This is a genomic window from Rhodococcus sp. R1101 (genome assembly GCF_000278445.1).
GTDB lineage: Bacteria > Actinomycetota > Actinomycetes > Mycobacteriales > Mycobacteriaceae > Rhodococcus > Rhodococcus gordoniae.
On the sequence record NZ_AJVB01000116.1, the window covers coordinates 1 to 9,420 of the forward strand.

Genomic DNA, 9,420 nt, shown 5'->3' on the forward strand with positions numbered 1-9,420 from the left:
GGCTCGTCCATCTCGCCGTCGCCCAGGAACGCCCAGACGTGCTGGTCGGAGGTGTCCTTGATGCCGCGGTCGTGCAGGTAGTGGTTGAACCGTGCCTGGTAGATCGCGTTCATCGGGCCCAGGCCCATGGACACAGTGGGGAACTCCCAGAAGTTCGGGAGCAGACGCGGGTGCGGGTACGACGGCAGGCCGCCGCCGAGCGAGGCGTGGCTGTGTTCCTGACGGAAGCCGTCGAGCTGCTCGGTGCCGATGCGTCCCTCGAGGAAGGCGCGCGCGTAGATGCCGGGGGAGGCGTGGCCCTGGATGAAGACCTGGTCGCCACCGCCGGGATGGTCCTTGCCGCGGAAGAAGTGGTTGAAGCCGACCTCGTACAGCGCGGCCGACGAGGCATAGGTGGAGATGTGGCCACCGACGCCGACACCCGGACGCTGCGCGCGGGTGACCATGATTGCCGCGTTCCACCGGATGTACGCGCGGTAGCGGCGCTCGACCTCCTCGTCACCGGGGAACCACGGCTCGCTCTCGGTGGGGATGGTGTTGACGTAATCGGTGGAAGTCAGGGCGGGAAGGGAGACCTTGCGTTCGTTGGCGCGCTCGAGCATGCGCAGCAGCAGGTAGCGTGCGCGGGTGGGGCCTGCGGCCTCGAGCATTCCGTCGAACGACTCGAGCCACTCGTCGGTCTCCGCCGGATCGATGTCCGGCAGGTATGAGGCCACACCTTCGCGGATCACCCGGACTCGATTGTCCTTGGTCGATGCCGGCTTGGCCGAGGAATCCGGTCCCGATGCGCCCGGTGCGGCGCCTTGTCGGGAATCGGATCCGTGGATCAGGTCTGTCAACGTCTGCTCCTCATCGTGGTGGGCGCGTCGGTGGAGCGCCCTCTCCGTCGGCCGGCTCTTGTGGGAGCCGACGCAATCGACATCTGAACATGATGCAACCCTCATCTTCCCCCATCCGGGACGAAGGATCACGTCGTGGTCCGGCCAACCGGACGGATCGGGCGCGGTGTGAGGTGGTGCAAAAGGTCTCTTCCGAAAGATTCTCCCGCTTTTCCCAGCGATTCGGGTTGCGTTGAGGCTTCCGACGATGTTCGCTTTGACCTATTGATCGTCACGTCGGTGCGCGGAGCCCGCTTCGCGCACCACAACCCTGAGGAGGAACCACCGTGGTCGCCGCGGCGGATGCCAAGAACTATGTTTCCAAGCTCGGTATCACTCACGACCACGTGGTGCAGGAACTCGGTTGGGACGAGGACACCGACGACGAGTTGAGGGCTGCGATCGAAGAGGTCACCGGTACCGAGCTGCTCGACGAGGACTCCGACGAGGTCGTCGACGTCGTACTGCTGTGGTGGCGCGACAGCGACGGCGACCTGGTCGACACCCTCATGGACGCGATCGGTCCCCTCGCGGACGAGGGCGTCGTGTGGGTCCTGACCCCCAAGACCGGGCGTCCCGATCACGTCGAGCCCAGCGAGATCGCCGAATCGGCCACCACGGCCGGTCTCACCCAGACCACGGCCACCAACCTCGGAGACTGGATCGGCAGCCGCCTCGTCCAGCCCAAGGCCGGCCGTCCCCGCCGCTGACCCGACTCCCAGAACGTAAGGATCCACACGCATGCCGATCGCCGTGGGCACCGAAGCCCCCGATTTCACCCTCAAGGACCAGAACAACCAGGAAGTGACGCTGTCGAGCTTCCGGGGCAGCAAGAACGTGCTCCTGGTGTTCTACCCGCTCGCCTTCACCGGCGTCTGCCAGGGCGAGCTGTGCGCCGTCCGCGACGACCTGCCCACCTTCGAGAACGACGACACCGCCATCCTTGCGGTCTCCGTCGGTCCGTCGCCCAGCCACAAGATCTGGGCGGCCGAGCAGGGCTACACCTTCCCGCTGCTGTCCGACTTCTGGCCGCACGGCGAGGTCGCGCAGGCCTACGGAGTGTTCAACGACAAGTTCGGTTTCGCCAACCGCGGCACGTTCGTCATCGACAAGGACGGCATGGTGCAGTTCGCGGAGGAGAACCAGCCCGGAGAGGCCCGTGACCAGGGAGCTTGGGCCAGAGCGCTCGCCGCGCTAAAGTCCTGATGCGAAGTCGGCGGCATCTGCCGCCGTCTTTCGGGCGTGTAGCTCAGTGGTAGAGCTCTGGTTTTACACACCAGCGGTCGGGGGTTCGAAACCCTCCGCGCCCACAATTCCGTTTCGCGATCTGAGTGGATTCGGCCCCACTCAGCGGGGTCGAATCCATCCGAATCGGATGTGTTGTCAGTCGCGCGGTTCCGCCGCGGTGCGGTAGGCGACGTCCAGCAGCTCCACGAAGTGGTCGTCGAGTTCGTCGACGGACGAAACGCTCAGCCGGTGCGTCGTCACCGGTCCCTTCTTCGGGAACGCCTCGCGCAGCGTCGCGTGGTGGATGCGCCGGGGGAGATCCAGGGCCACCTCGAGGCGTGAGGCGTAGACGAACGCCGCCGCGAAGGGCAGACCCCGCGACCAGGAGATCTCCGACGCGTGCACACGCTCGGTGACGTCGTCGCCGAGGCCGAGGATCATGGCGCGCACGTGCCGGAACACGTCGACGGCGGCCGGATCCTTGTCGGCCAGATAGTCGTCGACGGTCGTGTACATCGGGAGCTCCTCGGATCGGGGCAGGGTGGTCGGCTCGGTCACCGCGGCCGGCCGTATCGATCGGCGAGCTTCTCGCTCGCGGTGCGTGGCGCCGCTTCCACCGGAGCCCCGGCAGCGTCACCACCGGCTTCCGGATTCTTCGCCTTCTTGCGCTCCCGCATCTCGGCCCACACGAAGTAGCCCAGACCGAGCGGAGCCATGATTCCGAACGCCAGCCACTGCAGGCCGTACGACAGGTACGGGCCGGAGTCGAGCTGGGGGAGGGGGATCACGCCGAGGCCGCCGGCCTGGTCGGCGTCGAGTTGCAGATAGACGTCCTCGAGGTCGAGACCCGTGACGGATGCGACCTGCGGGGCGTCGATGAAGTAGACCTGCTGGTAGCCCGCGTCGAAGAAGGGGTCCTTGCCGTCGACCGTTCCCTCGGACATCCGGATGCGGGCGTCGAGCGTGACGGGGCCGGACGGCGCGGGCGGGATCTCGGGGATCTCGGTGCCGCGGACCGGCCGCACGTACCCGCGGTTGACGAGGATCGTTCCGCCGGAATCGAGTGCGAACGGAGTCAGCACCTCGTAGGCCGGCTGCGACTCGACGCTGCGCAACCGCACGAGCACATCCGACTCGGGGAGGTAGGAGCCCTGCGCGAGCACACGGCGCCACTCGTCCTCGACCGTCGGGCCGTCGCCGCCCAGCAGATCGGCGACGGGAACCGGATCCTGCGCCATCGACGCAGCGATGCGGCCGTTGCGGTCCTCGGTGCTCGTGTTCTTGCCGAGCTGCCACGGCGCGAGGACCGTGAAGCACGCGTAGGCGAAGCCGACGACCACCAGCGCCAGGACCAACCAGCTGGGGCGTAGGAGAAATGTCAATCGGCGCACAGACCCACGGTAGCCGGTGAGGTGCGTCTCACCACTGTCGCACCCGCTCGAGCAGGCCGGGAACCGCGGCTTCGATCTGCTCGCGGACCTGCTCGAACTCGTTCAGGGAGCCGTAGTACGGATCGGGCACGGAATCGTCGTCGGCGTCGGGATCGAACGATCGCAGCAACACACGGCGATCGGAGGGGACACCGAGCCGCGCCAGCGCCCGCTCGTGTGTGGTGGTCATGGCGACGACGAGGTCGGCGGACAGGTGTTCGGTCCCGAGCTTCGCGGCTCGGTGACCGGTGGGATAGCCGTGCCGCTGCAAGACCGCGTCGGTCCGCGGATCCGCCTCGGACCCGACGTGCCAGCCGTGGGTACCGGCGCTGCTGACGCGGATCCGGTCGCCGAGTCCTTCCCGGCGCAGGTGTTCGGCGAAGATCTTCTCGGCCATGGGCGACCGGCAGATGTTGCCGGTGCACACGAAGGTGACGTGGAAGCGGCTGTCAGCGTCCACCCGTGAGCACCTCCCGCAGTTCTTCGACCGAGGCGGTCGTCCGCGCCGCCGCACGGCCCTCGGTCTCGGTCCCGTAACCCCACTCGACGAAGACCGTGGGGATACCGAAGCGTCCCGCACCGTGGATGTCGTGTTCGCGGTCGCCCACCATCACCACGCCGGTCGTGCCGCCGGCCGCGGTTTCCTGCGGATCGATCCCGAGGGCGGCGAGACTGTGCGCGACGACCTCCCATTTGTGCCGCCGGGAGCCGTCGTCGCTGGCACCGCCGATGAACTCGAAGTATCCGGTCAGACCGAAATGGTCGAGGATCCGTTCGGCGAACGTCTGGGACTTCGACGTCGCGACGGCCAGTCGGCTACCGGCGCCGCGTACGGCCTCGAGCACCGATTCGATGCCGTCGAAGACCGCGTTCTCCGCCCATCCGGTGGCGGAGTAGTAGTCCTTGTACGCTGCGAGCCCCGCAGCGACCTGCTCGTCGTCGAGTCCGAGGCCCTGCAGCGTGTCGCGCATCGGAGGTCCGAGCAACCACTGCAGGTCGCCCTCGGGTGCTTCGAAGCCGGTCGTCTCGGCGGCGTGGAGGAATCCGTTGATCACCCCGGTCGCGGAATCGGTGAGCGTCCCGTCCAGATCGAACAGGACGACGGGGGCGGGGAGCACGAGCGGTCGGGTGGTGGCGAGAGCGGTCACCGGCCCATTCTCCCCGTTCGTCCGGTGTCCTGCCGCGTAGGGTCGTGCCCGTAGGAGAGAGCGGATCAGCTGGAGGTGGACGTGACGGCGGCGACGCTGCGTGAGGTGATCGACGTTCTGGAGACGGCCTACCCGCCGTCCCTGGCGGAGAGCTGGGACTCGGTGGGGCTGGTCGCCGGCGACCCCGACGAGCCGGTGCGCAAGGTGCTGCTGGCGGTGGATGCCACCGCGGCCGTCGTCGACGAGGCGCTCGAATGGGGTGCGCAGCTGCTGCTCGTGCACCATCCGTTGTTGTTGCGTGGGGTGGACACCGTGGGTGCACATACCCCCAAGGGAGCGTTGATCCACCGCCTCATCCGCGGCGGTTGTGCTCTGTTCACCGCGCATACCAACGCCGACCGGGCGAATCCCGGTGTCTCGGACGCGCTGGCCGCGGCACTGGGTCTGACCGGGCTGCGACCGCTCGAGGCCAAGCCCGAACCCGCAACCGACAAGTGGGTCGTCATGGTGCCGGCCGACGCCGCCGAGACGGTGCGCGCGGGTCTGTTCGCGGCGGGTGCGGGCGCCCTGGGCAACTACCGCGAATGCTGCTGGACCACCTCGGGCACCGGTCAGTTCCGCCCGGTCGACGGCGCCGACCCGGCCATCGGTTCGGTCGGCGACCTCGAACGCGTCCCCGAGGACCGGATCGAGGTGATCGCGCCGCGCCGGTCGCGGGCGGCGGTACTCGCGGCTCTGCGCGAGGCGCACCCCTACGAGGAACCGGCCTTCGACATCCTCGAACTCGCCGACCTGCCGAGCGATCGTGGCCTGGGGCGGGTGGGAGAGCTGCCGCAGACACGCACGCTGCGCGAGTTCACCGAGGATGTCGCCGCCGCGCTGCCGGCCACCGAGTGGGGTGTTCGCGGCGCGGGCGATCCCGACCGGCCCGTGCGGACCGTGGCGGTGTGCGGCGGCTCCGGTGATTCCTTCCTCGGTCTCGCCACTGCGCGCGGTGTCGACGTCTACGTCACCGCCGACCTGCGGCATCATCCCGCCGACGAGCACCTGCGTGCGGGAGGTCCCGCGCTGGTGGACGTCGCTCACTGGGCGAGCGAGTACCCGTGGTGCGCGCAGGCCCGCGACATCCTGGACGAGGCGTTCGCCGGCCGGGACGGCTGGCAGGCGCGGGTCAGCGAGTTGCGCACCGATCCCTGGACGACCGCGGCGGGCGCGGTACGGTAATCAGCTACGACACGTCCCGCGTGGCAGCCGACTCCCGGCCCGCCGACACACCACCGAAAGCAGGAACCACCCGAGTGAACGTCGAACCCACCGTGCAGGCCAAGCTGCTGTCCCTCGCCGCCGTGGACGCAGAATTGAACCGCCTCGCGCATCGCCGTCGGACACTGCCCGAACAGCAGGAGGTGGATCGCCTGCAGACCGAGCGCAACGCGCGCAAGGATGCCGCGGTGGCCGTCGAGATCATCCTCGACGACCTCGACCGGGACATCCGGAAGCTCGAGGGTGAGATCGAGGCCGTACGTCTGCGTGCCGACCGCGACCGGTCGCTGCTCGAGGGCGGCTCGGTGGGATCGAAGCAGCTCACCGAACTGCAGCACGAACTCACCAGCCTCGAACGTCGCCAGGCGGCACTCGAGGACGACCTGCTCGACGTGATGGAGCGGCGGGAGGCGTCGAAGGCCGACCACGACCATGCCGGTGCGCAGGTGTCGCAGGTCGACGACCGGCTCGGCGACGCCGTCCGGGCCCGCGACGAGGCCATCGCCGACATCGAGGTGGCCGAGCAGCGGTGCCGCAGTGATCGTGAGGCGCTGCTCGCGGTGTTCCCGGCGGAACTGGTGACGGTCTACGAGAAGCAGCGTGAGAAGTCCGGCATCGGTGCCGCGCTGTTGCAGGGCCGCCGTTGCGGCGCGTGCCGCCTCGAGATCGACCGCGGTGAGATCGCCCGGATCGCGGCCGCACCCGCGGATCTGCTGGTCCGGTGCCCGGAGTGCGACGCGATCATGGTCCGCACCAAGGAATCCGGCCTGTGACGACGGTCGTCGTCGAAGCGGACGGTGGTTCGCGCGGAAATCCCGGACCGGCCGGCTACGGTGCCGTCGTCTTCGATGCCGACCATCGGACAGTCCTCGCCGAACGGCAGGCGAGCATCGGGCGCGCGACCAACAACGTCGCCGAGTACAAGGGCCTGATCGCTGGTCTCACCGCCGCCGCCGAACTCGGCGCCGACGAGGTGCAGGTCCGCATGGATTCGAAGCTCGTCGTCGAGCAGATGAGCGGGCGGTGGCAGGTCAAGCATCCCGACATGATCCCGTTGGCCGCGCAGGCGCGTGAGCTGGCAGGTCGGTTCCGCAGCGTCGACTTCACGTGGATCCCGCGCGCGGAGAACGCGTACGCCGACCGGTTGGCCAATGCCGCGATGGACGCGGCGGCGGAAGCACTGATGGATGTCGCATCCGACACCGTGGCACGGCCGCTGCCGCCGTCGGCGACGACCGAGAACGTCACGACCCCGCCGGTCGTGCCCGTGCCCGATCCGGCTGTTCCGGCCTCACCCGGCTGGACCGGTGCGATCGGGTCGCCGACCCGGCTGTTGCTGCTGCGCCACGGGCAGACCACGCTGTCGGTCGAGCGGCGCTATTCGGGGCGCGGCAACCCTGCGCTGACCGAACTCGGTCGCGACCAGGCGGTCGCCGCGGCCCGGCGCCTCGGTGCCCGTGGGGGCATCACCGCCGTCCTGTCGTCGCCGCTGGGGCGGGCGCGGGAGACGGCCGCCGCGGCCGCCGACGCTCTCGACCTGCCGGTGACGGTGCACGACGGGCTCATCGAGACGGATTTCGGCGACTGGGAAGGTCTCACCTTCGGCGAGGCCGCGCGTCGCGATCCCGAACTGCATCGGCGGTGGCTCGGCGACACCTCAGTGCGGCCCCCGAACGGCGAGAGTTTCGACGAGGTGGCCGAGCGGATCGCCTCCGTGCGCGACGACCTGCTCACCGACTACGCCGGCTCGACCGTGCTGGTCGTCTCTCATGTCACGCCCATCAAGACGGTCCTGCAGATGGCGCTCGAGTCGGGCCCGTCGCTGCTGTACCGCCTGCATCTGGATCTCGCATCGCTCAGCATCGCCGAGTTCTATCCGGACGGCGGGTCGTCGGTGCGGCTCGTGAACGACACCTCGCACCTCTGAACCGGGAGGGGTCGCGAAACCGAAAGTGGCCGCGCAGACATGTCGGGGGGTTGTCTGCGCGGCCACTCGTTCGGTTTATCCGTCGGCCGGCAGCATGCGTTACACGGCCGCCGGGAAATTTTCTGCGGTGGGATGTCAGGGCGTGTGCGCATCCGGGGATCGTCCGGCGGGCCGGCGACCGGCCCCGTCAGATCAGCCGCCGCAGCGTGTTGAGGTTCCGGACGGTCGTCGTCGCCTTGTACCGCGCCGCACCCGACTGCTTCCCCACGGCACTGTCGAGCGTCGAACCCTTCTCCACCTGCCAGTAGAGGACGGCCTCGCCCTGCTCGATGCACTCGACCTTCGGATCGAGATCGCCCGACCGGGCGGCGAACTCTTCGAGCACTGCGGGATCGGACACGAACACCACGTACGAATGCCGGTCGGTACGGGTGGCGTCGAAAGGATAGGCCTCGACGACCCGCGTGAGAAACGACTGCTCGAGGACGAACGTGTAGGCCTCGTAACCGAACCGCTCGGTCAGCGCGGCCTCGATCCCGGCCTTCGCGGTGGCGGGGTCGTCGCCGGCGTCGAAGAGCACGTTGCCGGAGGCGAGCACGGTGCGGACGTTCTCGAAGCCGAGAGCGTCGAAGACCTCCTTCAGATCGGCCATCCGGATCCGGATGCCGCCGACGTTGATTCCGCGCAGCAGAGCCACGAGTCGCGTCATACGGGCACCGTAGTTGGCGGCGCCGACACACTGCGGGATAGTCTGTTCGAGCGAACGAGTCGGCCGGGCGGCCGCGGCGCGGGGAACCGGCACCGGACGGTGCCAGGCCCCGAATCGAGGAAAGTCCGGACTCCACAGAGCAGGGCGGTTGCTAACGGCAACCCGAGGTGACTCGCGGGACAGTGCCACAGAAAGCAAACCGCCTGCCGTACGGCAGGTAAGGGTGAAAGGGTGCGGTAAGAGCGCACCAGCGCCCCGGGTGACCGGGGCGGCTAGGTAAACCCCGCCCGGAGCAAGGTTGAAGGTCGCATCGCGTGCGGTGCGACTGCGCAGGTGTTCGAGGGCTGCTCGCCCGAGCCTGCGGGTGAACCGCTCGAGGTACCCGGCGACGGTGTGCCCAGATGGATGGTCGCCACCCCGTTTCGGCGGGGGACAGGATCCGGCTTACAGGCCGGCTCGTTCGCCCGGCGTCTCCCGATCCCTCCGCGTAGCCACCGGTCGGATCAGATCGGATCGATGACCAGCAGGTGCGCCCAGTACGAGGCCGCATCCGGACCCAGCCAGGGCAGCAACGCGTCGTAGAGGATGTAGGACATGGCGTGCTCCTTCGTTCGGACATCGAGCACATGCGCGTTCGGACATCGAGCACATGTGTGCGGCCCGACAGTACCGCGCCACGCCCGCCGACGGGTTGCCCGTACACGAGGACGTCGTTCGGGCACACTGAGACCATGAGCGACGACGGCTGGTACTACGACGTGCGTACGGGGAAGGTCTCCCAGGGCAAGGATCCGCACGCCCTCAACCGCATGGGGCCCTACCCGGATCGGGAGACCGC

Annotated in this window: 10 protein-coding genes, 1 tRNA gene, 1 other RNA gene and 1 pseudogene; 7 read left to right on the forward strand and 6 right to left on the reverse strand. The window is 68.7% G+C overall.

Annotation, left to right across the window (positions count from 1 at the left end; translation table 11 throughout):
* Positions 1-839 (reverse strand): annotated as a pseudogene (locus tag R1101_RS26345) (pyruvate dehydrogenase (acetyl-transferring), homodimeric type); the annotation flags it as partial.
* Between the two features lie 326 nt (positions 840-1,165).
* On the opposite strand from R1101_RS26345, the gene R1101_RS0110070 reads away from it, so the two are divergent.
* The 3 genes from R1101_RS0110070 (at position 1,166) to R1101_RS0110080 (ending at position 2,188) form a co-directional block, all read left to right on the forward strand.
* Positions 1,166-1,588 carry a DUF3052 domain-containing protein gene (locus R1101_RS0110070; protein ID WP_016933310.1) on the forward strand — a complete coding sequence of 141 codons (423 nt, stop codon included), beginning with the start codon at positions 1,166-1,168 and terminating at the stop codon, positions 1,586-1,588.
* Positions 1,589-1,619: 31 nt separating this feature from the next.
* Positions 1,620-2,084, forward strand: a complete 465-nt coding sequence (locus R1101_RS0110075; RefSeq protein WP_016933311.1) for a peroxiredoxin — start codon at positions 1,620-1,622, stop codon at positions 2,082-2,084.
* Positions 2,085-2,116: 32 nt separating this feature from the next.
* Positions 2,117-2,188, forward strand: a tRNA-Val gene (locus R1101_RS0110080).
* Between the two features lie 73 nt (positions 2,189-2,261).
* On the opposite strand, the gene R1101_RS0110085 is transcribed toward R1101_RS0110080, so the two are convergent.
* The 4 genes from R1101_RS0110085 to R1101_RS0110100 are packed head-to-tail and all read right to left on the reverse strand — an operon-like array spanning position 2,262 to position 4,683.
* The gene (locus R1101_RS0110085) at positions 2,262-2,621 is read right to left on the reverse strand and encodes a DUF5655 domain-containing protein (RefSeq protein WP_026003102.1); all 360 of its coding nucleotides are present in this window, start codon (positions 2,619-2,621) and stop codon (positions 2,262-2,264) included.
* A 38-nt stretch (positions 2,622-2,659) separates the two neighbouring features.
* Complete coding sequence (locus R1101_RS0110090) at positions 2,660-3,496, reverse strand: SURF1 family cytochrome oxidase biogenesis protein (protein WP_026003103.1); 837 nt, start codon at positions 3,494-3,496, stop codon at positions 2,660-2,662.
* A gap of 28 nt (positions 3,497-3,524) precedes the next feature.
* The gene (locus R1101_RS0110095) at positions 3,525-3,995 is read right to left on the reverse strand and encodes a low molecular weight protein-tyrosine-phosphatase (protein WP_016933314.1); all 471 of its coding nucleotides are present in this window, start codon (positions 3,993-3,995) and stop codon (positions 3,525-3,527) included.
* Positions 3,985-4,683 carry an HAD hydrolase-like protein gene (locus R1101_RS0110100; RefSeq protein ID WP_016933315.1) on the reverse strand — a complete coding sequence of 233 codons (699 nt, stop codon included), beginning with the start codon at positions 4,681-4,683 and terminating at the stop codon, positions 3,985-3,987. Before R1101_RS0110100 ends, R1101_RS0110095 begins: the two co-directional genes overlap by 11 nt.
* A gap of 75 nt (positions 4,684-4,758) precedes the next feature.
* On the opposite strand from R1101_RS0110100, the gene R1101_RS0110105 reads away from it, so the two are divergent.
* The 3 genes from R1101_RS0110105 to R1101_RS0110115 all read left to right on the forward strand — a co-directional run bounded on the left by R1101_RS0110105 (position 4,759) and on the right by R1101_RS0110115 (position 7,873).
* Entirely contained in the window at positions 4,759-5,907 is a 1,149-nt protein-coding gene (locus R1101_RS0110105; RefSeq protein ID WP_016933316.1) for a Nif3-like dinuclear metal center hexameric protein, read from the forward strand.
* A 74-nt stretch (positions 5,908-5,981) separates the two neighbouring features.
* Positions 5,982-6,719, forward strand: a complete 738-nt coding sequence (locus R1101_RS0110110) for a zinc ribbon domain-containing protein (protein WP_016933317.1) — start codon at positions 5,982-5,984, stop codon at positions 6,717-6,719.
* Entirely contained in the window at positions 6,716-7,873 is a 1,158-nt protein-coding gene (locus R1101_RS0110115) for a bifunctional RNase H/acid phosphatase (protein WP_016933318.1), read from the forward strand. Before R1101_RS0110110 ends, R1101_RS0110115 begins: the two co-directional genes overlap by 4 nt.
* Positions 7,874-8,060: 187 nt before the next feature.
* Here the strand turns inward: R1101_RS0110115 and R1101_RS0110120 are convergent, their stop codons facing one another.
* Positions 8,061-8,582 carry a DUF1697 domain-containing protein gene (locus R1101_RS0110120; RefSeq protein WP_026003105.1) on the reverse strand — a complete coding sequence of 174 codons (522 nt, stop codon included), beginning with the start codon at positions 8,580-8,582 and terminating at the stop codon, positions 8,061-8,063.
* Positions 8,583-8,637: 55 nt separating this feature from the next.
* Between R1101_RS0110120 and rnpB the strand changes: the two genes are divergently transcribed.
* Positions 8,638-9,045: RNase P RNA component class A (rnpB, locus tag R1101_RS29235), an RNA gene on the forward strand.
* The last annotated feature ends 375 nt before the right edge of the window (positions 9,046-9,420 follow it).

Bases quoted from the DNA above. Each gene is read 5' to 3' on its own strand.
- R1101_RS0110120 (WP_026003105.1), bottom strand. From the start codon at position 8,582: ATGACGCGACTCGTGGCTCTGCTGCGCGGAATCAACGTCGGCGGCATC.
- R1101_RS0110085 (WP_026003102.1), bottom strand. From the start codon at position 2,621: ATGTACACGACCGTCGACGACTATCTGGCCGACAAGGATCCGGCCGCC.
- R1101_RS0110075 (WP_016933311.1), top strand. From the start codon at position 1,620: ATGCCGATCGCCGTGGGCACCGAAGCCCCCGATTTCACCCTCAAGGAC.